Genomic DNA, 25,615 nt, shown 5'->3' with positions numbered 1-25,615 from the left:
ATCATCCAGCCCACACATCTTTTACATATCGACCGGACGATTCCAGCCCGGATAACCAGACGGCAGCTTCTTCTTCGCTCACGCCATGCTGATCCCGGTATGAACGGATCAGCGTCTGTTCCACATCCGGCGCCATTCTTGAACCGTCCCCGCAGATGTACATTTTCGCTCCCGCCTCCAGCAGTGACAGCAATAAGGATCCGTCCTGCTTCATCAAATGCTGGACATAGCATTTCTCCACACCGTCTACCCTGGAGAAGGCTGAATGCAAGGTGACCAGCCCTGCTCTCTCCGCCTGCTCCAGCTCGTCGCGGTAAAGGTAATCATGCTCCGGATTCCGACAGCCGAAGTACAGATGCGCAGCACCCAGCTCCTGCCCGGCATCCCGAAGCGCTTGCCTTGCTTGGATGAATCCCCGGAACGGAGCAACGCCGGTTCCCGGCCCGATCATAATCATTGGCGTTGCCGGGTCTTCCGGGAGCTCGAAGCCGGATTCCGGGGAACGTATAAAGATCAACACCTCTGCGCCTACCTCTAATTCCGCCAAATAATTGGATGCAATTCCCCGGTATTCGCCGCGGCCGCTCCAGGCGCTGTCCCGCACGACGCTGACCGTGATGCTGGCCGTATTCCGGCTGACTCGCGGCGAGCTGGATATTGAATAGTATCTCGGCTTCAGCGGCGGCAGCAGCTCTAGGAACCGTTCAAACGGAAGCTCACAGGCTTCATACCGCTCCAGAAGATCCAGCATACTGATCCGTTTGGCTCTCACTTCATCCTGATATGTCGGATCCTCAAGCAGTTCCAGAAGCTCTTTGGCATGGGGCGGGCAAACCGTACATTCGGCCATTTCCCGAATTTGCGCACGCGTGGCGGGTTCCTGCAGCTCTACGCTGCGGGAGAGCAGATCGTCCAGGCGAACCGGGACGCCGGTCGGCAAATGGGCGCCGCTTCTTCCTTCAGCCGATAAAATAAGATGCGCCCCCGCGTCCAATTTAAATCTTCGGAGGACTCTCTGAACCAGCGTCGCCGGGTTAACCGGAAGAACGCCAAGATGGTCTCCTTCATGGTATTCAGTTCCCTCCGGCAGGGAGATTTCGATATGCTGTGTTATGCGTCCGCTGTCTTCATGCTGCAGATTCCGGCTGTGAACAATGCGCCCGCACGCAGCATGGTAGGTATTGGCCAGCGGTACGGCGGCAGCACCCGGTACGAACTGGACGGACAAAGAGCTGCGCTTCGTCTCATTGACGGCTATCACTGGCAGGCCGAGGGCCTGCATCAGATCCGGCCATAGCTCCGCAGTCCATGCATCGACTTCACGTTCAAAATCACCGCTTGCATCACTCTCGCCTCGCGGCAGCAATCGCTGTGCCCCTTTGATAGCCAGCTGCTCGTCGATCAAACGGGGGATGCGCTGGTACGTGCTTGCCCAATTGTGATCCCCGCAGCCGAATACCGCATACCGCACACCCTGGAGTTCGGACTCATCCGCATTCTCCAGCCATTCCACGAAACTCTTGGCATTCGAAGGCGGCTGCCCGTTGTAAGATGCCGATACAATCACGACCGCCCCTTCCTTCGGAAGCCTTCCAGCGAAGTCATCCAGCGTGCCTACCTGGCTGTCGAATCCTAAATGCTTCGCAGCATCGGCCACTTCTCTGGCAATTCCCTCGGCCGTGCCCAAATTGGATCCGTACAAAGCGAGAAGCGGCGTATAATGTGCATGAGTTACAGGTTCAGGACTTGCGGATTGCCGCTTCTCCGATTCGGTAGAAGCGGCTGCGCCTCCTCCCGGAATCATTAGGGCCGTTCCGTCTTGACGGTTCCGGATTTTAATATGGAACCCTTCCGGCTTCAGCGTAAGCGTCTCCTTCACATTCAGCTCGTAAGACTGATCATCGATAAGTTCAAAATATTTGAGAACCAAACCAAGCACCAAGGTTGCCTCCTGCAGCGCAAATTGCTGCCCGATGCAGGCGCGCTGTCCGTTGCCGAACGGTTTGTACGCATCATGCGGCACCTTGCTCGGATCTTCGAAGCGCTCCGGTCTGAACGCTTCCACGTCGTCTCCCCAGACGCGGGAGTCTCTGTGCAGTCCCGGTATGAGGACCGTCACGCTGTCCCCCTGCTTGACCGAATAGGTGCCGCCGATCGTTGTATCTTCCTTGGCATACAACGAGAAGGCGGGCGCGGTCGGCCACAAACGCAGCGACTCGTTTAGAACCATGCGGACGTATTTGAGCTCCCTCACCTGGTTGTAGGACGGTACGGGATCTTTAAGCACCCGGTCCACTTCGCTGACCGCCTTTTGCAACTTATCCGGGTTTTTCATCAAAAAGTAAATAGCAAACGAAAGCAAGCCGCTTGTCGTCTCATGCCCGGCGATCAGAAACGTGATCATCTGGTAGCGGATGTTCTCTTGATCCAGCCGCTCGCCGGTATCAGGATCTACCCCTTCCAGCATATGGGCCAGCAGGTCCCCTTCATCTCCGCCATGCTTCTGGCGTTCTCGAATAAGCTCATCCACAAGAGAGAACATGAACTGAATATCGTCTTGAAACTGGCGCTTCTTTTTCAACATGAACATGTCTTGGATGCCCAGCCGGTGAAGCTGGTTCATTCCCTCATCAAGCGCACGCACCATGCTATCGATAAACGGATGATTGTCTTCCCGGTAGAAGCTGTTAAACCGGTAATTGAAGCCGCACAGGCCGATCGTATCCAGCGTGAGCCGCGTCATGTCGGCAGGAACGTCCACCGTTTCATCCGGATTGAGACGGGCCCATTTCTGGATCAACTGCATGGCAATATCGAGCATTTTCGTATGGTAGCCCTGCATCGCGCGCTGACTGAAGCTCGAAAGCAGGATGTTATGGGCCTTCTTCCAATTGGGTTCATGCGTTGCGCTTGTGAACAATCCATCGCCCGCAAAGGCACGTACATTCTGCAGCGGTGCCCATATCCGCTTGTCGAAGCGCTTCTCGTCACAAGCATCTCTTACATATTCATGGCCGGAGACGTACAGTTCCCTGCGACCGCCCGGATACTGAAACTGAAAGATCGGGCCGAGCTCCGAAGCGATTTTCACTAGCGACTGAACCGGTGCGGACGAATCCAGCAGGGGCAAATTGCCAAGCGGTCCGTAAGTTTTAGGTTGAGGTATCCCTTTTGTTAGCATCTTCGTTTCCCTCCATCTTCCGAATTTCCATCTGTTATTCGCCCTTCTCCCGGCGGGTTCCACCCTGGTCCGGTACGAACTGACCGAAATCGTAATACGGTCAATTCGCGGTAAAAAAGGAGGATGTGACAGCAGCTTCGCAGTATCCCTATAGCATGGCTGTCTTATCCTAGCCTATACCCTATCATGATATGATGGTCTCGCATATCAGCCGGAGGTCCATAATTATCCAGCCCTAGCCGGGTCTCGCAGTGCTACTTTTCAACCAGGAACCACTCCCTGATTGAATCTTAAGGACTAATCGGCGTTTTTTCGGATACGCCTCCAGATGGGATAACAACCGCTGAACTAGCGGCAACTAAACCCCAGACGCTCTTTGTGCAGGGAAGCATGCTTTCGTTGATATTACTCGGTCTTTTCGGCTTGATGCTGCAATCTAAGCGCATTCCCGACTACAAGGAGCGAGCTCGCCGCCATCCCGATGCATGCGATGCGAGGGTCCAAATATCCCAGCGCAGCCAAAGGTACGGTAATCGCATTATACAGCAGGGCAAACAGCAAATTTTGGTGCACATTCCGCATGGTTAGTCGACTCCAAGTGTAGGCCCCGATGATGCTGGAGAGCCTGTTCCCGATCAAAACCACATCACCGGCCTGTTTGGCTGCATCCGTCCCGCCCCCCATCGCTAACCCGACATCTGCCGCAGCTAAGGCGGCCGCATCGTTGATGCCGTCTCCGATCATGGCTACCTTCCGGCCGCGTCCCTGCAGCTCTTGGATAAACGCCAGCTTGTCTTCGGGAAGCATTTCCGCACGAACCTGATGGATCCCCGCCGCTGCAGCCACCGCTGCTGCAGCGGGCTCTTCATCGCCTGTGACCATCCACACATCCGCTTTTTTCTTCAATACCTGTACGACCTTCCGGGCATCTTGGCGCAGCTTATCATTCAATACAAACGAACCGACGCACTCCCCGTTCAAGGCAATATATAGTCTTGTATGACCCGGCAGATCTTCATGGCGATCCGGATGGATTCCTTGCTCCAGCAGCCATTTCCGGTTTCCCACACGGACGCGGCTTCCTTCTACATGGCCTTCCATCCCTTTCCCTGCCCATTCATGGAACTGCTGGACTTCCGGTAGAAGAGTCCCTCTGTCCCGCGCGGCTCTTACGATGGCTTGCGCTAACGGGTGAGCGGATCGAACGGCCAGCGCTGCCGCCCTGGAAAGCACGTATGCGCCGCAGCCGCGGTATGCGTGAATCTCCTTGAGCTGGGGCCATCCTTCCGTCAACGTGCCTGTCTTATCCATCAATATGACATCGGTCTGCCGAAGCCTTTCCAGAGAGCTGCCTTCCTTAAACAGAATACCTCTTCGGGCGGAGGACCCGGTGGCAATCAGGATGGATACCGGCGTAGCCAGACCAAGCGCACAAGGACATGCGATCAGTAATACGGACAGCGCGTGACGCATGGCGGTTTCGGAAGCATCATGGCCATGGGACAATATCTGCCATCCCGCATAGGTGAGGGCAGCAAATGCGATCATCATAGGAACGAAAATGGCAGCAATTCGATCAACAACGCGTTGAATTTCCGGCTTGCCCTGCTGCGCAGACTCGATAAGGCCAATCATCTGCGATAAGCGGGTCTCCTCATGCTGCTTGTCGACGACAATGTTCAAGCTTCCGATGAGGCAGCGCGTTCCGGCATAAACCCGGTCGCCCGCCTTTTTGGCCACTGCTGCGCTTTCACCTGTCAGCATGGATTCATCGGCATCCGCCGTTCCCGAATGCACGAAGCCGTCAACGGAAATCCATTCCCCCTTATTCACGCGGATCCGGTCCCCGGTCTGCACCTGATCCGTGGTGAGCCATTCTTCGCCATGACCGCGAATTACCCTCACCGATTTAACCTGAAGCTCGTACAGCGCGCTCAGCTGCCTTAACGCTCTGCCTTTCGCTACCGTTTCGAGCCATTTTCCCAGCAGAACTGTAGTCATAACCATTGCGATCGTATCAAAATATAGCATCGTATGCGTCAAGTCGTGCCTTGATTGGAACAGCGTATAGTGACTGTAAAAGTACGCTACGGAGGTGCTTAACGCCACAAGGGTATCCATATTGGCCGTACGGTGGATCATCGCCTGGTAGGCGCCATAATAGAATGGATATCCTACACCGAACTGAAGCAGGGTGGCTAGCACCCACTGAATTACTGGGTCCATCAGCAGAGCCGGCGTCCACCCCATCGGCAAATCGGCGATATGGGCCACCATCGCCCATAAGAGCGGGAGCGACAAGCAGGCCGCGATGATGAAGCGGATGCGGTACGCTCCTGATTCCGCTTCGATTCCTGTATGCGGATTCGACAGCTTGTCGGACGCACCATAGCCAAGCTTTTCGATTCTTTCCAGGATGGTGTTCATGCCGACCCGCTTCGGTTCATAATGAATCGTCGCCCGTGACAAGGCGAGGCTGACGCGGGCTGACTGTACGCCGTCCATCTTGCGAAGGACTTTTTCGATCCGCGCTGCGCAAGCCGCGCAAGTCATCCCGCTGACATGGATTTGATCCAGCTTCACAATGCTTCCTCCCCATCCTTTGCTCACTTCTGAATTCGCTTGTCCATACATTCTATGTGGCTGCCCGAATAATCAGAATGGCCAGGATGGAAACCGGATATGTGAGATGAACAGAGCCCAGCTGTCCCGCGGCCTGCTTCTAATGTTGCCTATTCTTCATTTTCAGGAAATTCGTGAGCTGCTCGTTCATATATTCCGGGCTGCGGGTGAAGCCGTCCTCATGCCATTGAATCAGCAAGCCCATAATGGCATTGGCCTGATACGCGATGACCAGCGGGATGTCGATGGAGTCCTCATTTGGTGCGGATGTGCTTTCCAGCATTAAGCCTTTGATTTTCTCAAACAACGAGTAGTAATAAGACAACGAAGATTTTTTATCAAACACAATTTCATAAAACGGCTGGTATTTCTTCACATGGTGAAAGATGCGGATCGTTGAAGGATCAAGATGGCTAGGGTCCAGCATAGCTACATGACGGTAGGGCTCATAATAGGATTCCTCCAAATCTTTAAGCAAATGATGGAGATGCTCGTCAAATAAAGTCCCTACGTCTTTATAATGCAAATAGAAGGTGCCCCGATTGACGCCCGCTTCACGGCAAAGCGCGGACACTGAGATCGATTCCAACGTGTTCGTTCGTAATAAACGCAATAACGCTTGATGCAGTGCTTTCTTGGTCTTGATGACCCTTAAATCATTTTCGTTCATGGCCTGTTCACCTCTCCACGCATACACAGATGTATACTCCTCGTATTGTTAATGAACGTTAATCCGACAATTTGTTCAATAACTGAATAATGACAAGAATTATATACCGATCGCTGCAAAAAGTACACTAAACGTCTTTCCATCTATCCTATGGCTTTGCCGTCCGAGCGTCGACGCTGGTCATCGTGCAGCAGTCATCATTACAACGCGCGCCGAGAGAGACACGCGGTAGCCGCTTCCCGTTCCGTACGTTTTCCCCAATCGCTGCTGGCAAGGGACGGGGGATGAAAACTCCTCTGCAAGATCGTAACCACCAGCACAAGAAAAAAAGAGCGTCCCGCAGTAGAACAATCTACAACGGGAAGCTCTTCCGTGTTCTGATCGATATCAGGTTATTATAATTACGCTCAATCTATTAGAAGCCGGCTGTCCAGCCTCCGTCCGCGGTGATGACGGCACCGTTAATAAAGCTGGATTCATCGGATGCCAGGAATAAAGCGACTTGAGCGATTTCTTCCGGTTGACCGGCACGCGGAATGACGCCTTGGGTTACTTTCGTGCGGGAAGCACCGAACTCGTCCAGATTTTTCATCGTCGAACCAATATTGGTGATCGTTGCCCCGGGCGCAATGGCGTTACAGCGGATTCCCTTCTGCGCATACATGAATCCGGTGTTCTTCGTAATGCCGATCACCGCGTGCTTCGAAGCGGTGTAGGCTGCTCCGGCATGCGCACCGCTGAATCCGCCCGTCGAAGCCGTGTTTACGATCACGCCTTTGCCCTTTTCAAGGAAAATTGGAATCGCCTTGCGGATCGCACGCATGACGCCTTTCGTGTTGATATCGAAAATCAGATCCCATTTCTCATCATCCACTTCGCCTACCGGCGCCATATTATCCATGATCCCGGCATTATTCACAAGGATATCCAGGGTTCCATACTGTTGAACGGCGGTATCGATCATGGCATTGATGTCCTCCAAATTTGCAACATTCGTTCTTATTGCGATGGCTTCTCCGCCGGCAGCCTTGATCCCGGCTGCAACCGCTTCCGCGCCTTCTTTATTTAAATCGGAGACAATCACCTTCGCCCCTTCTTGTGCATACAGCTCAGCAATTGCTTTACCCATTCCCGATGCTGCACCTGTAACGACAGCCACTTTATCCTTCAACCGCATAACGATCCCTCCGCATATTTATTGAACAGTTGTTCATTTAAATTATAGAAAAGCTTGCACGTCTTTGTCAAACCAGAGATTTGTGGACTACGGAACGAGTCATCCTAGCGAATCCGCAGTCTTTTGCTTAGATAATCTCCGTTTTAACGTAAACGGAGCTGCCGATCATCCCGGCAGCTCCGTTATTATAAAAGTTATGTGAATTTCCTTAGGTAAAAGTTATCATGGCTTATCCAGCCTCATATCGACCTTGCAACGCGGAAGCCCAGATCGTCTATTTTAAAAGCAGGATGACTGCGACGGCGGCAACTCGCGCCGCATCCCCTGGCCTCTTCGGCCCAGCTCCCTCCCCGAAATAACCGATAAGAGCCGTATACGAGGGGATCATATTGATCCCAGCACCACTCCCACACATTGCCGATCATATCGAACAGCCCCCAAGCATTCGGCTCCTTTACACCGACAGCATGAGCCCTGCCCTCCGAGTTGCCGTGATACCAAGCGATATCATCGAGTTCACCGTATCTGTAGCCAGTCGTTCCAGCAAGGCATGCATATTGCCATTCCGCCTCAGTGGGAAGACGGTAGCCGTTCGCTTCACGATCAACATGAATCTGTTCACCACCATCGGTTACGGAGTAGCATTCCTTCAAGCCGAATTGCCGAGACAACGCATTACAAAAATGTATAGCATCATACCAAGAAATATTAGCGACAGGGATCTTGGAGCCCTTGAATCTTCGCTCTCTCGTTTGCATGATCATAGAATAAAATTCTTCCGTAACCGGTACAGGTGAAAGGCAAAATGGATCCAGCTCCACCGTCCACGTCTTGTTGATCCGGTCGTCCCTTAGCTTCACTTGGCCCGCGGGAATCGTTACCATCGGGTAATGTTCATCGTGATGATGAAGCTGCGTCATCCTTGCAACCCCCATTCTACTTAATGGAGCTCAGCTTCTCTATCGCCTGTTGTTCAGTCGGCATAAAGAAAAAATCACTGCCATTATTGCTTTCGTATATGAAATCGCGAAGGCTTCGGCTTGAATAGATGGTGAAATCCCCAACAATGGCAAGCTTCGCTCTATAATTGATGAACTTTTGCAGGATATCGCCGGCTAAACGTGTGCTTAAATCGAAAAAACGCTCGCTGATCAATGATTTATGTATGACGATCCGATCGCTGCCCGTCTCATATTGTACGGTTGCCATCAGATCCAATGCGGACTGAACGTCACTAATTAATATACCGCTGCCAGTAACGAGGGCAATGTCCCTGCCGCCTGCCTCGAGTTTCGTTATCTTCATTTTACATCCTCCCAAGTGTATGGTGGTCTTCCAAGCACGCATGGTTATATATGCGAGAAGTGCATGCGTTGCAACTGCTATCCCCCCTTGCGGCCGGTAAATGATCGTACATAATCCTCGCCAATCGTCCGGTTATCTCCCCCATGGATCAGCGGTACGTCCGCTACCCTGAAGAAGCTTAAACCGATCACCATCGCCAGCAATCCGTAAGCCGCGTTGTAGGTATCCTTAACGGACATTTCTCCCGTCTGATTGCCGAAATCAATGATTTTGGCGATCCCATGGAAATCCCTGCTGTAGCTCTCGGCTACAACCTCCTGAAATTTCGGGTCCAATGCGGCCTTCGAGAAAAATTGAACAAACAGCCTGGCTTGATCGATATGAGGAATATGCATCCTTTCAATTCCATCCAGCTGCGATACGTTAATGCTCGGTGCCTCATCATCACGGTAGGGAGGCAATAGATGCTTCATTGTCACCTCCATCATCTCCATCGCCGTCATGGAGCTTTTGATGTCCGATTCAATCTTAAGCCCGTAATAGGCAAGGAATGCCTTGAAGGCTTCGATGGTCAAATGCTCTTTGTTCTTAAAATAATACGTGACAACCCCCTTTGAGCAGTCTGCATGCTCAGCTACCTTATCCAGGGTCATGCCGTCGATTCCATGCCTGCTGATGCAGGTTAACGTCGCATTGATGAGATCCGCCCGGCGTTTCGGTTCCATTCCGATCTTTGGCATATCCATATCTCTCCTGTTTTTTTATACTGCACGGTCAGAATAAAAAAATTATATCCAAATATTGCCTGCACGTCAAATTCAGCCGCGCAAACTCCGAAACGCTGAGTATTAGAACCCCCTAAAAAAGACGGCTTCCCCGGAATTTAACCGCTCGGATCTTGCTGGTATAACGACTTCCCCGCTATTAGGAACCTTCATCATACATGTGCATGGATGGAACCCGCCATCACCTTTTCAATCAACGGCATCCCATTTCGAATGTTCACTTTCATCACGAAATCGGACGGAACCTCCTGGGTGCATAGCGATAGATCCTCCTCCAAAAACTCAGGCTGCCCGTTGTCGTAAAACTTCTTGGCTGCTTCCGAAGCTCGAATCCGCTGGATGGTCGCTTCCGGCGTTACGCAGTCTGACCGTTGGAGGAGATCGGCGATATATTCGGCGCATGCCAGGTCATCATCCCCCGAGGGATGGGAGGCAATGATGTTAATAGTCGTCTCTTCATCCCGCAACCATCGATCCTTAATAATTTCAGCGGTAGTCCTGGCATTCGAAAATCCAGTAACCAATACATGCTCGGCATTCAACGCATTTAAAGCAGCAGTCACTCCGTTGGTTGTCTTCTGGATCAGAAGCTTCCCTTGGAGATCGAACTCCTGCAAACGAGCAGGCGAGTTATCCAGTTCAAATCCCGGGATTAAAAGCCCCTTAATTTCACCAGCCAATATGAAATCAGGGTTTAAGCGCTTTAGTTCCAAAGCTTCATCGACTGTCGCTGCTGGAATGATGCCTTGAGCCCCTCTCAGAAATGCATGGTGAGCCACGGTAAACGCGCGGATCACGTCAATGACAACATTGATATGAGCAGCCTTGGGTGGCTGGTTATGTCCTTGGAGCATTCGAATTTTCATGTTGCATCCCCCTTACCCTGCGAATTAGGCAGTTTAATAAACAGTATATTTTCGCCGGCATAAGAGGTGATTTGTCTAATCGCAAGCTCTAATTACGCTGACCGTATTTGTACCGCTTCGCTACGGAAGCGAGGTACTCCATAGAAAGGAGGTGATCCAGCCGCACCTTCTCGCAGCCTTGAACTCGGAATCAGCCGCGGAATATATAATCCGAATGTGGTCATAATTAGGATGATATGTACATTTACTGCACAACCTGAAAGGGTACCCTTATGTTCTGTTAAATCTCCACATCGAGGAGCCACATCATGGAAAAGACAAAAAAACGAAAACTGAACATCAGCTTCCAAAGCGATATCGACCTGGAGGACTCTCCGGAGACAACGGACGAAGATTCAAAGGCCAAAGCCAAATCTGCAGGCGGTTCTAAGGGACAAGTCTGGGAATTCATCGCGCTGGCGACCATTCCGATCGTGCTGGTATTCGGCAATTCCATGCTGGTCCCGGGACTTCCCGAAATGCAAAGGGAGCTTGGCATCAGCAAATTCCAGAGCAGCTTGATCATCACCATTTTCTCGCTGGCGGCAGGCCTGTTTATTCCGTTGATCGGGTATCTGTCGGATCGGTTCGGCCGCAAGGTCATCATCATTCCCGCCTTGATCCTGTACGGAGGAGCCGGTATCCTCGCGGGTTTCGGCGCGATATGGAATTCTTATGCGGTCATTATTTCCGCCAGGGCGATTCAAGGGTTCGCAGCGGCGGGAACGGCACCGATCGCGATGGCGCTCGTCGGCGATTTATACGATGGCGGGACCGAGAGTAAAGCGCTGGGTCTTATCGAAGCATCCAACGGCTCGGGCAAAGTGCTTAGCCCTATTATAGGCTCTCTGCTGATGCTGATTGTTTGGTATGCCTCCTTTTTCGCTTTTCCCGTTTTTTGCGCTTTATCGCTGCTGGCTGTGATTTTCTTGATTAAAGAGCCGAAGCGTAACCAAAAGCAGGAGCTCAAGAAATATCTGGGTAAGATCAAGGATATCTTCAAGGAGAAAGGCCGCTGGCTCATCACTGCGTTTTTTGCCGGATCGCTGGGGCTGTTTATTTTGTTCGGCGTGCTGTTTTATCTCTCCAACATCCTTGAGGAGAAGCCCTACAATATCGATGGCGTGATGAAGGGGTTGATTCTGGCCATCCCGCTGCTGGGGATGGTTATCACTTCCTATACAACCGGGAGCCTGATCAAGAAAAAAGGGCTGCTGATGCGCTGGTTAATGAACATCGGTTTAATCGCCATGACGGTTTCATTAGCCGCTACCCTGTTCTTTTTGAAGAACATCTATGTATTCATTGCATTGCTGACGGTCAGCAGCATTGGAACCGGAATGCTTCTCCCCTGCTTGAACACAATCATTACCGGCGCGGTCGAAAAGAGCGAACGGGGGATGATCACATCGCTGTATAACAGCTTGCGGTTTTTGGGCGTTGCAGCGGGTCCTCCCTTATTCGGGTGGATGATGGACAAATCCGATCATGTGGTGTTTATCACCGTTTCTTCCCTTTCTTTGGTGACATTAGGTCTTGTGTTCTTTTTGATTCGGCCCCCTCGCAAGATTGCCTGATCGGCATTCCAATATGGTTAAAGATGGGCACCTGCCTTTAGGGTTGCGCATATGATACCAGTGTCAGTTGGAATATCGACAAATCAAAAATGAATTGGGGAGATTTTAACATGAACAATTCCCTGCGTGCAGTTTGGCCCACGGAGTTAAGTGACCCGAGCGGGCAGCGCAGCAATCCCGCCATGGGAAGAAAAGACCGCGACGCCTATGGGGGCACAGGCCGCGGGATAACGATGGTCATTGATAAGGGTCTTGGCCGTCATGCGTTTACGGATCTGATCGAAACCTCTTCGGATTATATCGATTGCATCAAATTCGGTTTTGGCACGGCTCCGTTGTATAAAATGGATATGCTGCTGTATAAAATCGGCTTGGCCAAACAGCATGGGATCATGGTTATGCCGGGCGGTACCCTGCTCGAGACGGCCGTGCAGCAGGATATTGTCCCTGCATTCTTCAATTCCATTTGCAGCCTCGGATTCAATGCGGTCGAAGTATCCGACGGTACCATCGAGCTGTCCCGCAAACAACGAACGGCTCTGATCCGGGAAGGCAAACAACGGGGATTCCGCGTTTTTACGGAGTATGGCAAAAAGCTGTCCGGCTCCCTCATAGACGCAGCAATGCTTGCCAAAACGATGGAAACGGATTTGTCCGCAGGCGCCGAGTTTATCACGATCGAAGCTCGCGAGACGGGAATGGGCGTCGGCATTTTCGATAAGCAAGGCGAATGTCGGGAAGAATTGATCGATGATATCATTAAATTCGTTCCGGATACGAGAAAGCTGATTTGGGAAGCGCCTCTTAAACACCAGCAAGCCATGCTTTTGCGTAAATTCGGCTCCAATGTACATTTAGGGAATATTCCGCCTTCCGAGGTTCTTGCGCTTGAAACGATGCGCCGCGGGCTTCGTCAGGATACGTTTGAATTTGGGTTGAGGGCGCAGGAAGCGGATAAGTTTTGTTATGTCATTTAACACATAGCCGAAATAACGGCGGTTACGAATAAGGGCAGCCCGGGTAGGATTCCGGACTGCCCATTTATTATACGTTCGATTGACATGATGGTAATTCCAAACAGGGGCTTAGAGCGGCATGAGCTTTTTAACGATAACCCGGCATCCCCTTCAAGTGACAAGCATACACTACAATATCAGGATAGGCTTGTCACTTCAACCAATGAAGGAGATTTCAGTGTGAGCATTCCGTTCTTTCCCGATCGTTGGAGACTCTTGTTTTCTCGTCGAATAGCGATAAGGTTTCTTCTCATTACGGCCGGAGCTATCATACAGGGCTTCGCCATGGCCGTATTCTTGTTCCCTCACGCCATTCCGTCCGGAGGAGGCGCGGGGATCGCGGTGCTGCTTAACCATGCATTCGGCCTCCCGATGAGCTTCGGGCTTTGGCTTGCCAATACGATTTTTCTAGTATTCACCGTCCAATATCTAGGCAGCATCAGCGCTTTCGGGACCGTATATGTCATAACAGTCACTTCCGTATCCGTCAATTTCTTCGAGGTGTTTGTAGATCCGCCGTTCAAGAATGTATGGATTGATCTTCTCTTCGGTTCGGTGATTCTCGGAACCGGCGTCGCCATGCTGATCAGGCAGCGGGTCTCGAACGGAGGAATCGGTTTTGTGGCCCTGGCAATTTATAAATACAAGGGCATCAACCCCGGAACATCGTTGTTCTGGATGAACGGCATCATTTTTGCCCTGACCGCCTATGTGATTGATTGGAAAATCATAATACTAGCCGTGGGATGCCAATGGATGTCCACCCGGATCATTAACTGGATCCACCAGTTTCCCGCCCCGAAGACAACCTATGCACCCGCATGGCGTAAAAAATAATACGTGCTTGAAACGAAGACGAGTGGCTTCAAATGCCGATCCAAGCAATGGAGTCGCGCTTATCAGCCGATACGATTATCTACCGCTAACAGCATGCAGGAAGCGGCAATAGCCGATCTCGGCCGCATTTTTCATCAGCTCCACGTTCAGCCATGCCGCCAGTTCATGAAAGGGTCTCCCCGCAAACGGCCACCGCGTTCGTTCCGAAGACAGGAACTCTTCATCCGTGAGCGCCGACACTTCACGGTTCCATTCGCTTCTCAATTGATTGATCCTATCCCGGGTCTCTTGTATGCCGCCGCTCGAAAAGATATCTTCCCGGGCCAGAGTTCCGCTGCCAAACGAATGGTTCAGTACCATCGACCACCAGTACGCAATATGCCAAGTCAGCCAAGCTATGCTTGGTGGTCCGATATCGTAATTCTCCGATTCCGGCCATTCCGCCCGCCATATTCCGGATTCTTGATGCACATGAAGCCCTTTCGAGGCGGGTCGCCAATGAAACTCCTCGTCTTCCAGCCCGGTTAGATGCAGGTCGAGCAGCTGCCAAGCCATTTGGAACTGGAAATCAAGCGTGCTGCGAATCAGGCAGTTTGGATTTGACGGAGGGGCATCAGCCATACGAGTCACCTCCTCTCTTTATTGTAAACATTAATTTAATCTGTCTATATATTTACAAACATATTAAGTTATCGTCTGATTAAATGTCAATGGAAGGTCTAAACGAAAGTCCAATGGATTGTCGTGCAATCCGCCTCAATAATTTTATAAAATGTAATGATGACTGCTGCACGATACTCTGCGTCGACGCTCGGACGACAAAACTACGGAGAACTCAAACTCAACGAAGAATGGATGACTAGATGATAAAAAATGCTAATCAAAAAAAGCCGCATGATAGCGGCTTTACCTTGTGCCGATCCCCGTTTCGGACAGCCGGGTCGCTTTGACCAAATAAGTCGCCAGTCCAGGAATCATTCGGGCGATGGCGGGATAGAAGCGATTGGTTCTGGCAAATGCCAGGCTCTGAATTCTCCTCGCTCTTCGAAGGAGCTGCGTAAACGCAGCGTTGGCTTCGAGCGAATATTGATATTTCCATTCATCGAAAGGAATGTCTCCGTCTAAATACTTGCCGGTCCAGTCCGCGCATAGGCGTGAGGAGCGCAGCGCAACGGACATCCCGTCCCCGCAAAGCGGCGGAAGCATCATCATGGCATCACCGATGTGCGGGTATTGCGACCATGGCTCGGGCAGGTCGGATAAACGAAGCGGGGCGATCGATACCTGAGTTCCAGGAACAGGCTCCCCTTCAGCCATCCGATCGGCTAGCCTTTTGTTCGAGCGCGAAGCAGACCGGAGAATTTCCGGCACCGATTTCCCGCTTCCCTGCACCGATTTCAAGGTCAACAACGCAGCTACATTAACCCTTCCGCTCTCAATCGGCGATATTCCGACATAACCACCCTCGCAAAAATACAGCTCAACCCGAGGATGCAGCGTCACGCCATGATAATGGGACTTTAAACCAACGTATACGGGATCATCCCGTTCATCACCGGCGGAAGCCGCGCCGCGCGGCTTTTTGGTCCCGTGCGCGCCAATAACAGCCCTGGCCACATACCGAACGCGTTCGTCCCCTTGCTTGGCGTCTACTTCGTACCGCTGGTCGTCCAGCAGCCGAATATGGGTCACGGTCGTTCCCGTGACAATATCCGCTCCAGCGCGCATGGCATGCTGCTGCAAGAGCCGGTCCAGCTCATAACGGCTAAAGCCGTATGCCTGCCCAGGTAACGGAGCTGTGATCTCGCCGCCGTGAGGCATAATAATCATGGCGTGATCCATGATACTCGTTCCGATCGCCAGCTTATCGTGCCGGATGCCTAAGTACTCAAGCATCTCCTTCGTTTCGGGCGACAAGAACTCGCCGCAAGTTTTATGACGCGGGAAATGCTGACGGTCCAGCAGGAGGGTGCGGCGGCCCTGCCTGGCGAGCTGCAGCGCACAGCTGGTGCCCGAGACTCCAGCTCCGATCACGATGACGTCCGTTTCTACCGTCATGGATACACACCACCTTTCATCATGCTTGGGGACAATTTTGGACCGATGGATTTACGATCTGCTACCGTGAGTCGCTTGGCACCTCATATCTTGGGGATGACAACGGAATATCGGAACAGAGGCCTCCATTCGTAAGTCATCGTCTCGTGTGCCAATTGCCGTTTCAGCTGCTCCCAATCGCTTCCGTTAAAGCCCTTGGCCACTGACAACGGTCCATCATGCCTAATGTACCGGTTGCGGGAAATGAGACGCGTTGCCAACCAAACCGCTGCATAGGACAGCCGATGCCGATGGATATCATTGATCACGACTCCGTGGACGGAGGCCCGCAGCATGTGGGATACGATATCGATCAGCTGCTCGCCGTCAAAATGATGAACGAACTGAGAGCCTGTCACAATATCAGCCGTGGCTTCGGGGAGCTCCTTCACGTCCGCACGCTGTACCCGTACCCTTGGTTCCCTGCTGAATAACCGTCTGGCCTCCTCGCATGCTTCCTCCGTCAGATCAACCAGGGTAATCGTCAACTGGATCCCCTTTCGTTCGGACCATCGGATCAGCTTCCGGTTAATATCGCCTGAGCCTGCCCCTACATCCAGAATGCTGAGCTTGCCTGGACTTCCGATGCGCTTCCATAATTGATCCACCCCGGTCAGCGTGGGTCCCGGCGCAGCAAACAGTTTGTTCAGCCGCCTTAAATGCTTGAGTGCCTCGCTTAATTCTTCGCCGCCCCGGGAAAAGTCATCCATCAGCTCTTCTTCCTGCGCCCGCATGGACAATGGTCTAAAGAAGGACATGGTCCTGCTCACTTAAGGATGAAGAATATGCTGGAACGTAGCTAAAGCGCATAAGCTCTGCCGTCAGTCCGGGTCCGAATGCCATGGCAATCCCTTCTGTAGAGGCTTCATTCCGGTTTTTCATATCCATGCGCATGGCGTTCAGCACGAACATAATGGTGACGGAAGACAAATTGCCTGCCGTCCTTAAAACCTCTCTGCTGTAGTGTGTCTGTTCATCGCTTAGACGCATCACATCCTGTACCGCATCGACGATGCCTCTTCCTCCAGGATGGATCGCCCACAGCTCAGGGAGCTGGTCTTCATGGAGCAGGAGTCGAAGCTCTTCCTCGAGATGAGCAGCCAGCAGCTTAGGAATTCGGGGAGATAAATAAAGATCGAAGCCAATATCCCCAACCTCCCATGTCATGTCCTCCGTTGAGTCCGGGAGAAGTACCGAGTAGCCGTAGCCCAGCTTCAGAACATGCTGATGCCAAGCCTCCGGGCAGCCGATGACGCAGGCGGACGCTCCGTCCCCGAAGAACGAAGCGGCAAACAACGCCTCCCTCTCCTTCACCGGCTGAAAATGAAGCGTACATAGCTCCACGCATACAATCAGCACATGGGCACTCGGGTCACCCTGAACGACATCCCGCGCCATCTGAATCGCTTTCAGCCCGGCGGCGCAGCCCTGGAAAATCAATGGCAGCCGATTGACCCGAGGCGATAGACCTAAGTGCCGAATCAGCATAATATCAAGACCCGGTTGAAATTGCCCCGTACAGCTGACCGTAATCATATGTGATACTTTTTCACGGGAAATGCCGGCATCGTTCAATGCCTGCTCAGCAGCCTCCAATCCAAGCGGAAGCGCCTCTCGCTGATAGGTACGCATTCGCTCCTCCGTGGACGGTACGTCCATTTCCTCGCGGAGCGGCAAATAACGGCAATCCTCAAGCGGCCCCAAGTAATTGGGTTCACAGGTATACCGTCTCTCTACGCCGCATGACTTGAACACCCTTTTCGCAAATCGGGCCAAATCCGGTCGATCCTGCAAAGATGAGGCTATTAAATCCGCAATATCGGACTGGGCAACCGAATGGGCGGGCAGGGCTGTCCCCATCCCCAGAATCGCAATATCGGTCGATGATCTCACTTCGCCAACCTCCTGTACAAACTTGGAATGTATTCATGGTATACCCTATTTCGGACATATTGAATTCCAAATTTCGAATATGGATAGGGTTAGGATATCCCAATGAGGTTGAATCGTATCCAGATCGAACCAATTTATCTTAAAACCAAAAAAAGCCCTGCCATAGAATAGGATCCATGACAGGACTGTTCGTTTATGACAATTGCATATCCACTAAAATTTTGCATTGCTTTCGGTCACTAGCAAGGGCCTCAAAGCCTTTTCCAACAATGTCTTCAAGCGGGATGAGACTTGTAATGACCTTATTTCCATCGATGATGCCGCGAGCGAGCAGCCGGATCACCTCAGGGAACAAATTGACATAAGCGTATGACCCGGTAATTTTCGCTTCGGTTTTTACAAAGCTGTTCGGACTGAAGGTAACCGGCTGTTCCCATAGGCTCACCACCTTAAACTCTCCGCCTTTTCGAACCGCGCTGACACCGCTTAAGAATGTGGCCTGAACGCCGGCTGCATCAAAGGCCACATCGACTCCGCCGCCCGTCAGTTCCTTGATTTGTTGAACCGCATCGGCTTCGACCGGATGGATAACATGGGTTGCACCGAGCTCCAGCGCTTTCTCCCGGCGTTCATCGGAAACCTCAACGACAATGATTTCGCTTGCTCCCGCCGCCTTTACCGCTTGAAGAAGCAGCAGCCCGATAGGACCCGCACCGAAAATAGCTGCCGTATCGCCCAGTCGCAGGGTGCTTTGCCGTACGGCATGCACCGCTACGGCTGTAGGCTCGACAAGCGCGCCAAGCTTTACGTCCATTCCTTCCGGAAGCTTAAACGCATTTTGCTCTCGTACAACCGCATATTCCGCGAAGCCGCCCGACAGCGAATAGCCGTAACCGCTGCTGTTCGTGCACAGGTTGGCCATGCCTCTTCGGCAATTGGCGCAATGCCCGCAGGCAATCAGCGGTTCAACGGCCACCTTGTCGCCTGGCTGCATTTCCGTAACGCCCTCGCCAATTTCAACGACCGTGCCGGAGAATTCATGTCCAAGCACCGGCTGTGTCCGGATCGGAAAGGTCCCTGCCATATATTCATGCATATCGCTTCCGCAAATGCCTGCATAATCGACCTTGATGAGCACGTGGCCTGCTTCAAGAGACGGAACAGATGTCTCTTCAACCCGAATGTCTTTCGCTCCGTAAATTTTTGCTGCTTTCATGGTGTTATCCCCTTTGATGTTATCTTGAATGCAAACCGTGCAAGACCAGGCGAATGATATGCTCCGCCGCCTGCGCTGCATCGTCCTTTACAGGCGGCAAATCGCTGAACACCGGCTCGAGAAACGGAATCTGTCTGGAAAAAATAACGGCACCCATCACAAAATGCACGGCATGTACAATCGATTCGAAATGAAGCTCCCCCTGCCTCTTGCCTGCCTCCAATATCGCCCGTAGATGCTCCCATGACGGGTAATAGGCGTTCGATAGCATCCGCAGCCGGGGACTTTGCATCATCATTTCCTGCTGCAGGATATGAATAAGCTCTTCGTTCTCGTAACGGTAGGCAACAAATCCGCGAATAAACTGTTTAAGCGCCTCAACCGGTTCCTCCAAATGGAAGGACAACTTGGCAAAGTGCTCGTTAAGCGGCTCAAACAGCGCATATAGCAGCTTGTCTTTTCCTCCGAAATGGTAGGATACAAGCGCTAAGGCTACGCCGGCTTCGTCGCAGATTTGCCTGACGCTGGTGCCTTCAAAGCCCTTACCGGCAAAAAGCTTCCTGGCCGCCCCCAAAATTTTCTCTTTGACGTCCTTTTCCTGAGCCTGCTCCTGTTCTTCGTTTACCATCGATCTCCATTTCCTGTCTTCATGTATTTGCGATTCTCTATTTCGATAAGTTGCATTTTTAATTTTTGAACGATCGTTTTGAACAAGTGTTCAAGCAGCTGCAAATTCATTCTACTCCTCGTTTTTTTGCCTGTCAAATCATCTTTTACAAGCGTGCGTTACCAAAATCTATAAAGGCTTCACATATTCCCAAATGTTTTTGCTGGGCTTGATCGGCGATAAACCGAAGGAAGTGAATTAAGGACATGTTGCTATCCGCTGCAAGCAAAAACAACCCGCCTTATCGATGGATAAGGCGGGTTGTATCTAAAATTCCCATGAATGTTATTTACCCGATAAGTAAAGACCGAGCTCCGACAGCAGAGCACTCCCTACATAGGTTCCTGTAAATACGAAGACCGCAACAATCGCGACTCGCCATGACGTTTTGCGAAGATCGGCCAGCCGGTCGGCAACGGAGATGCCCGCGAAAGCCAAAATCGGCGTCGTAATGGAGAGGAAATTGACATTGGCAATAGCATCAACGAATACGTCCGATATGAGGCAGCAGATGAGCGAAACGATGGATACCCACCCAAGGACCGGGAACTCCTGCAAGAACTTTACCGGCACTTTCTTCATTAACGTTGAGATGATGACCCCGATAAAGGAAAACAGCCACAAAACGGCCAAACCGGTAATCGTCCCGAATGTAATATGGCCTTCACCGCTCTTTATGAACTTCATCTGTTCCGTAAATAGGATGAGACTGACGCTGAGCAGGAGGACGAGGGCGTATTTAGCATATTTATTCATGCCGGTGCTCATCATTTATCACCTCTGACTAACAATTTGTACATGAACCGCTGCAGCGGCACCGCCAGGAATACCATCGTGTAGGTTCCCAGGAAGCTTGTAAGCAACTGGCTCGCTGCTGCATAGCTGTTGATGGTTTGTTCCATATCAGGCGCTGTTGCGATCAGAGCTGATGACGAGCCTGTCATCATGCTTGCCGATCCGACCCCGGAAGCCATCGCCAACGCTTCGATTGAGAAGCCGGAGGCATGCATAATAGGAGCAATAATGCTGAAGAACAACGTACCGAACAGGGTGCCGATAATATACAAGGAAAGGACGCCCCGCCCTTCGTCGGAGTCGAGCGTATACTTTTCGGATATGTAGGCCAGCTCGCCTTCACGCCCGAGTCCCAGCGTCGAGCCGATCGCTTCTCTTCGCAGGCCGAGCAGAATGGCGATCGGGAGCCCGAGCAAAATCGTCCCCAGATTTCCGATTTCCTGGATGATGAACACCCAGCCGACCTTTAAAATTTCCTCGATCCTCGGAGCGACATCCGCGCCGTATCTTGCCATAAGCGGCAGCATGATGAAAATCAAGTACTTGCTTGAGAAAGCGACATTCGCTTCGCTGTATATTTTCTTCATGAACCCTTTGCGGAAGATCGACAAACCAAGGATCATTGTAATCAATATCGCGAACACGAGCGGCAGCAAACTTATTTTAACAGACCCGACCTTTACCGCCTGAATCCCGATAAATTCGGAAACCGCAATGACGATCAGTACGAATGCGAGTAAATAGATGAATGATTGTTTCGACTTCATGCCTTGACCTCATTTCCGTTTATCGGCTTTGCACTTACAATGGACTCTAGCAGCTGCTCGTATTCGGCGAAAGATCTCCGGTACAGCTTCGAGCGATCGATTCGGCCGTTCATCCCTTCAAGCACCTGGGTCAGAAATCTCGGGAACACCTCATAAATATATTCGGGGTCAATATCTTTGAAATCATCCCCGTGAATCGTACCCGTAAAGCCGCTGTAACCGATTTGTATGCATGGCATCATAAAAGCCAGATCCCCGATATCACCCGCTGCGCTGATGGCATTGTTGTTCCAGATCGCCTCGATTTCATCATTGCGCTGGAATGCTTCCATTACAAATTCCGACAAATATCGATCCTGAACGAACGGCAGATATCCCATCTGCGTCTTGATCTCAACCTCGCCCTGCAGCGCCAGCGCGCTCCCTCTCGCCGCATCGTCCATCTTTTCTGCAGCTTCCTTCATATACTCCACCGAAAGAGTCCGCAAGTCACTTCCGACCGTAATCCGGTTCGGAACGACATTCGTCGACATATCCGAATCAAGGACGATCGGATTCATTCGAACCTTCTCGCTGTCTTTCATTTGCTGCCTGCTAAGCCCGAGCGCCACATTGAACAGCGTTGACATACTGTAAGCATTTTTGGCGGAGAACGGATCAAACCCGGCATGCGTTGCTTTACCCGTAAATGTATACTGCTTGTACAAGAAGCCTGCCAGGTCGCAGTTGATTTCGATCGTACGCTTGTCGAACTCGCCGCCCATGGCGTGCACGCACAGCCCGATATCGATATCGTCGAAGACCCCAAGCTTCATCGCTTCGGGTTTTCCGCCGTAATACGAAATTGTTCCTTTCTTAAGGAGCTCATCCCGGTAGGCAAGATCCAGGTACTCTTCCGCGGGAACGAAAATGAACGTCAGCGTATAATCAAGATTTTCATAAGCGTTGGTCTCCACGTAGTGCTTGTACAATGCAAGCGCAATCGCCACCTGAGTGTAATGTCCGCAATTATGCGCAGCGCCAGTCGCCGGATCGGAACGCCAGTGGGAAGGTGCATAAACGGCGTCCAACTCCGCAATGAAGGCGATGTTGAGCGGTTTCCCGGCTCCGAGCGAGGTCCGTAGCCCCGTCGTGCTGAACGTCTGAAGCTCGGCTTCAGGATTTACTTTCTTCAAGAATTCTTCAACCAGCCCGCTTGTCTTGAATTCTTTGTACCCAAGCTCGGGATGTTCGAATATCGTCCGGGCGATCTGCGCAATTTCTTCGTACTGCTCCTTAAAACTCATAGCTGCCTCCTTCATGATGAAATAATCCTAATGTTATTTTAATTCCTTTGATTATGTCAATAATAATCACGTTATATTATTTTTCTATAAACTTTATAGTGTAATGAAATAAGATACCGGTTATGCCAGTCTCCATATATCGACGATTGATCGCTAAATGGAAGATACTGTAATCCCTATCAGTTATGAAACCTCACATTCATGGACGATGAATATCGTCAAGCTTTATACAATGTGTTTTAGACTCCTTTTGGCGGGCATCGCTATGCTTCTTTTTTTTGCATCAACTACTATTTTGTCCTCGCATTCGTTGTTCACTCCTCGATTTCTGCACTTATGCATGATTCGCCTGCGCTCCATGCAAGGTTGCTGTTGGAGATTGAAACAGCCCCCCAAATCCCTCTTCAGTTGCGTGTCACTTGGGCATTTGCTGCATACAATGGTTAACGTAGCATGAAAGAACCGATTCAATAACCACCGATAGGAAAAGGAGATTTCATGATCGCTTTTATCATTTCTAGGGGAAGTCATTCAGGAACCCTACAGACGGAAAAATCCCTGAAAGCTGTACTGCCTGATTGGGAAGTGATCACGATCCCCGAGACAGGCACAGCCGATCGATTGAATCAATCGCTTCAAAGCTATGACGAAGCGTTTTTTCTTACCCTGCATGGCGGCGATATCCTCCGGCCCGAATTTATGGAACAGCTTCAAGCCTGGTCGCAAGAGCTGCAGGACGGGGATGGCGGAATCGTCATTCAGCCTCGACGATCGTACACAACGCGAACCCAGGACACGATCCAAGATTGCGCGGTTCTATGGCGGACCTCGGCGGTGCTGACTGGCACGTGCCCGGGATTTGCAGGACGAAATTTCATGCCCTTCGATCCATTGGTGCTCTACGACCAATATGTCCGGATTAGGCATGCTTATCGTTGGAAAATGGTCAGCACAGACGCTTATATTCCCGCTAGAGCCTATCCTGAACGGCCTGCCAGAAATCCTGAGGTGGAAGCCAGAGAGATTATGCCGATCATCCTGCGCAGCCAGACTCAGGTAGAAGAGCGGCCGGAGGTTTTATTTTCCCCTGTCATATCGGTTGTGATCTGCACCTACAATAACGCCGATTATCTGCCCTGGGCTGTCCGTTCCGTTATGGCCCAGAATGATCCTGCATGGGAGCTCCTAATCATTGATGACGGATCGACCGATGCAACCCCGTCGTATTTGAAGACGCTGCAAGAGGATTCGCGAATTCGCTGTTATAGGCAGCACCGAAACGTTGGTAAAGCCGCCTGCCTGAATACGGCCCTGCAAAGGGCCCGCGGCAAGTGGCTGCTGGAGCTGGACGCCGACGACTGGCTGGCGCCGGAGTGCTTGGCGCGTCTGTCAAAAGAGGCCCTAAACTCGGAGGATTCAGGGGCGATCTACGCGGACCATTATGAATGGACCGAACGCAGAAGCGGAGAGCTGGTCTTCCGTGGCGTCAAGAAACCGCCGGAAGCGCTCTCCCGTCAATGGCTTCTAGAAGAAGGACCTGCCCTGGCTCCCCGGATGTTCCGTGTCGGTCTGTTAATCAAGCTTAACGGATGGAGCACTTCGGTGCCGCAAGGAGGAAGATTATACGAGGATATTGAATTGTTGGCCCGGCTCGCCCTCGAAGAAACGATCCGCTACCTCCCACTGCCGCTTTATCACCGGCGAATTCGGAGCGGCAGCATGACGCGAATGCATGAGCGCCTTTATAAACCGTGGAGCCGGTCCATGTCGGCCGAAATACGTAACGAAATACGTAAGGGCGACCCTCGCTCCCTTTAAATCACAGCTTAAGGCAGGATGCGGATGAACGTGATGTTATTGCTGAATACCGTCACCACTTCCGCTGCAGGGATATAGCTGGTGCTTGCGATCTCGATCGTCACAATCCCGTCGGCGGCCGATGCCAGCCTCCCTTGCAGAAACTGTCCCGGCTGAACGAGTTCAACGGATCTCCCGATGAAACTTCTTAACGCCTCAATGAAGTTCATGGATAAACTCCCCTCCCATTATCGTATTCAGACAACGGACAACACATTACGAAGCGGGATGAGTACTATGCTTCCGTCTGCCTCCCGCAATTGAACGAAATCCTCCCCGACCAGGATAATCGTACCGAACAACGTCCCGGCAGGCGTCTCGATTGTTGCGAGAGTTCCAACCCGTGCCCTTAAGAAGGATACGATGCCTCCTTGGGCGGGTGTCAGAGCGTCTACCCGACTCTGAAGCGCGCTCACTTGAACGGACAAGCGATCCACCTGCTGTCTGAGAAGTCCCAGTTGGTCCGCCAGTCTTGCCAGCCTCGCGACCACGAACTTTTTTAGTCGCACCCAATGCTTTTGAAGGGTGCTTTTTTTCCTTTTACGGAGTGACGAATTTCTGCTCCGGACGGCTGGAATGCAATCGGAACGGTATACAAAAGTTCTGCGCAATTTCACGGCCTCTACCCCCTTCACTTGGTCATGAGTACAATATGTCGGCGCGGTGCAAGTGGATACCTGTCGTTCTAAAGATAGTCAAATGACCTACCGATCTGTCCACTATTAGAAAGAATGCCAGGGCCCCCTACCCATTCGAGTGCAAAAATGGTGATCTACCCAAGCGGAAATCCATATGGAGACATAATTTAAGACCATAGACAATCGCGTAGGGAGGAGAATGGTGTTGAACAGACCACGGAAGAGGTCCCGGAAGCCGATAAAAAAACGAGTGTCTCTATCGCTTAAGAAACTTGGAAAACGCAACAGATCCATTCGTAATCGCAGGCTGAATGTCCCGTTTTC

General features: G+C 51.6%; 23 protein-coding genes. 4 read left to right on the top strand and 19 right to left on the bottom strand.

All coding sequences use genetic code 11. From position 1 onward, the window contains the following. Position 1 precedes the first annotated feature (1 nt). The 8 genes from NST08_RS13135 to NST08_RS13100 all read right to left on the bottom strand — a co-directional run bounded on the left by NST08_RS13135 (position 2) and on the right by NST08_RS13100 (position 10,606). A complete protein-coding gene (locus NST08_RS13135; RefSeq protein ID WP_251535135.1) occupies positions 2 to 3,181 on the bottom strand; it encodes a bifunctional cytochrome P450/NADPH--P450 reductase in 3,180 nt (1,059 codons plus the stop codon). A gap of 405 nt (positions 3,182 to 3,586) precedes the next feature. Beyond that, complete coding sequence (locus tag NST08_RS13130; protein ID WP_028404590.1) at positions 3,587 to 5,764, bottom strand: heavy metal translocating P-type ATPase; 2,178 nt, start codon at positions 5,762 to 5,764, stop codon at positions 3,587 to 3,589. Between the two features lie 139 nt (positions 5,765 to 5,903). Then, entirely contained in the window at positions 5,904 to 6,473 is a 570-nt protein-coding gene (locus tag NST08_RS13125; RefSeq protein ID WP_028404589.1) for a TetR/AcrR family transcriptional regulator, read from the bottom strand. Between the two features lie 415 nt (positions 6,474 to 6,888). Beyond that, positions 6,889 to 7,650, bottom strand: a complete 762-nt coding sequence (locus tag NST08_RS13120) for an SDR family oxidoreductase (RefSeq protein ID WP_028404588.1) — start codon at positions 7,648 to 7,650, stop codon at positions 6,889 to 6,891. 239 nt (positions 7,651 to 7,889) lie between these two features. Then, the gene (locus NST08_RS13115; protein WP_028404587.1) at positions 7,890 to 8,570 is read right to left on the bottom strand and encodes a formylglycine-generating enzyme family protein; all 681 of its coding nucleotides are present in this window, start codon (positions 8,568 to 8,570) and stop codon (positions 7,890 to 7,892) included. Positions 8,571 to 8,586: 16 nt separating this feature from the next. Next, on the bottom strand, positions 8,587 to 8,955 hold the full coding sequence (locus NST08_RS13110; protein ID WP_028404586.1) for a DUF4180 domain-containing protein: 369 nt from the start codon (positions 8,953 to 8,955) through the stop codon (positions 8,587 to 8,589). Positions 8,956 to 9,032: 77 nt separating this feature from the next. Next, entirely contained in the window at positions 9,033 to 9,695 is a 663-nt protein-coding gene (locus NST08_RS13105; protein ID WP_341341834.1) for a TetR/AcrR family transcriptional regulator, read from the bottom strand. A 197-nt stretch (positions 9,696 to 9,892) separates the two neighbouring features. Next, complete coding sequence (locus tag NST08_RS13100) at positions 9,893 to 10,606, bottom strand: 2-phosphosulfolactate phosphatase (RefSeq protein ID WP_028404584.1); 714 nt, start codon at positions 10,604 to 10,606, stop codon at positions 9,893 to 9,895. 308 nt (positions 10,607 to 10,914) lie between these two features. Between NST08_RS13100 and NST08_RS13095 the strand changes: the two genes are divergently transcribed. The 3 genes from NST08_RS13095 to NST08_RS13085 all read left to right on the top strand — a co-directional run bounded on the left by NST08_RS13095 (position 10,915) and on the right by NST08_RS13085 (position 14,075). Continuing rightward, positions 10,915 to 12,222 (top strand): MFS transporter, encoded by a 1,308-nt coding sequence (locus NST08_RS13095; RefSeq protein WP_007128331.1) that lies wholly within the window; start codon positions 10,915 to 10,917, stop codon positions 12,220 to 12,222. A 110-nt stretch (positions 12,223 to 12,332) separates the two neighbouring features. Beyond that, complete coding sequence (locus NST08_RS13090; RefSeq protein ID WP_007128332.1) at positions 12,333 to 13,199, top strand: phosphosulfolactate synthase; 867 nt, start codon at positions 12,333 to 12,335, stop codon at positions 13,197 to 13,199. Between the two features lie 219 nt (positions 13,200 to 13,418). After that, on the top strand, positions 13,419 to 14,075 hold the full coding sequence (locus NST08_RS13085) for a YitT family protein (protein ID WP_007128333.1): 657 nt from the start codon (positions 13,419 to 13,421) through the stop codon (positions 14,073 to 14,075). 75 nt (positions 14,076 to 14,150) lie between these two features. Here the strand turns inward: NST08_RS13085 and NST08_RS13080 are convergent, their stop codons facing one another. The 9 genes from NST08_RS13080 to NST08_RS13040 form a co-directional block, all read right to left on the bottom strand. After that, positions 14,151 to 14,696, bottom strand: coding sequence for a DinB family protein (locus NST08_RS13080; protein ID WP_007128334.1), 546 nt, complete (start codon positions 14,694 to 14,696; stop codon positions 14,151 to 14,153). A 285-nt stretch (positions 14,697 to 14,981) separates the two neighbouring features. Continuing rightward, the gene (locus NST08_RS13075) at positions 14,982 to 16,133 is read right to left on the bottom strand and encodes an NAD(P)/FAD-dependent oxidoreductase (RefSeq protein WP_007128335.1); all 1,152 of its coding nucleotides are present in this window, start codon (positions 16,131 to 16,133) and stop codon (positions 14,982 to 14,984) included. A gap of 83 nt (positions 16,134 to 16,216) precedes the next feature. Beyond that, positions 16,217 to 16,930 (bottom strand): methyltransferase domain-containing protein, encoded by a 714-nt coding sequence (locus NST08_RS13070; protein WP_007128336.1) that lies wholly within the window; start codon positions 16,928 to 16,930, stop codon positions 16,217 to 16,219. Continuing rightward, positions 16,917 to 18,065, bottom strand: coding sequence for a type III polyketide synthase (locus NST08_RS13065; RefSeq protein WP_007128337.1), 1,149 nt, complete (start codon positions 18,063 to 18,065; stop codon positions 16,917 to 16,919). Before NST08_RS13065 ends, NST08_RS13070 begins: the two co-directional genes overlap by 14 nt. A gap of 193 nt (positions 18,066 to 18,258) precedes the next feature. Then, positions 18,259 to 19,281 carry a 2,3-butanediol dehydrogenase gene (locus NST08_RS13060; protein WP_210095312.1) on the bottom strand — a complete coding sequence of 341 codons (1,023 nt, stop codon included), beginning with the start codon at positions 19,279 to 19,281 and terminating at the stop codon, positions 18,259 to 18,261. 19 nt (positions 19,282 to 19,300) lie between these two features. Then, complete coding sequence (locus NST08_RS13055; RefSeq protein WP_007128340.1) at positions 19,301 to 19,909, bottom strand: TetR family transcriptional regulator; 609 nt, start codon at positions 19,907 to 19,909, stop codon at positions 19,301 to 19,303. Between the two features lie 324 nt (positions 19,910 to 20,233). Further along, positions 20,234 to 20,716, bottom strand: coding sequence for a hypothetical protein (locus NST08_RS13050; protein WP_083832588.1), 483 nt, complete (start codon positions 20,714 to 20,716; stop codon positions 20,234 to 20,236). Continuing rightward, on the bottom strand, positions 20,716 to 21,510 hold the full coding sequence (locus NST08_RS13045; protein ID WP_007128343.1) for a DUF3100 domain-containing protein: 795 nt from the start codon (positions 21,508 to 21,510) through the stop codon (positions 20,716 to 20,718). The genes NST08_RS13050 and NST08_RS13045 overlap by 1 nt, the downstream gene beginning before the upstream one ends. Continuing rightward, complete coding sequence (locus NST08_RS13040; protein ID WP_007128344.1) at positions 21,507 to 22,796, bottom strand: M20/M25/M40 family metallo-hydrolase; 1,290 nt, start codon at positions 22,794 to 22,796, stop codon at positions 21,507 to 21,509. The genes NST08_RS13045 and NST08_RS13040 overlap by 4 nt, the downstream gene beginning before the upstream one ends. A gap of 498 nt (positions 22,797 to 23,294) precedes the next feature. Between NST08_RS13040 and NST08_RS13035 the strand changes: the two genes are divergently transcribed. Next, positions 23,295 to 24,614, top strand: a complete 1,320-nt coding sequence (locus tag NST08_RS13035) for a glycosyltransferase family 2 protein (protein ID WP_007128345.1) — start codon at positions 23,295 to 23,297, stop codon at positions 24,612 to 24,614. Positions 24,615 to 24,622: 8 nt separating this feature from the next. On the opposite strand, the gene NST08_RS13030 is transcribed toward NST08_RS13035, so the two are convergent. Then, positions 24,623 to 24,823 (bottom strand): hypothetical protein, encoded by a 201-nt coding sequence (locus NST08_RS13030; RefSeq protein ID WP_007128346.1) that lies wholly within the window; start codon positions 24,821 to 24,823, stop codon positions 24,623 to 24,625. 27 nt (positions 24,824 to 24,850) lie between these two features. Beyond that, entirely contained in the window at positions 24,851 to 25,270 is a 420-nt protein-coding gene (locus tag NST08_RS13025; RefSeq protein ID WP_007128347.1) for a hypothetical protein, read from the bottom strand. Positions 25,271 to 25,615: the final 345 nt, after the last annotated feature.

Origin of the sequence: Paenibacillus sp. FSL K6-1566, from assembly GCF_038050475.1 — a bacterium.
GTDB classification, from domain to species: domain Bacteria; phylum Bacillota; class Bacilli; order Paenibacillales; family Paenibacillaceae; genus Paenibacillus_AQ; species Paenibacillus_AQ lactis.
Note: the sequence above shows the minus strand (reverse complement) of the source record. Positions and strands in the feature narration are given on the sequence as shown.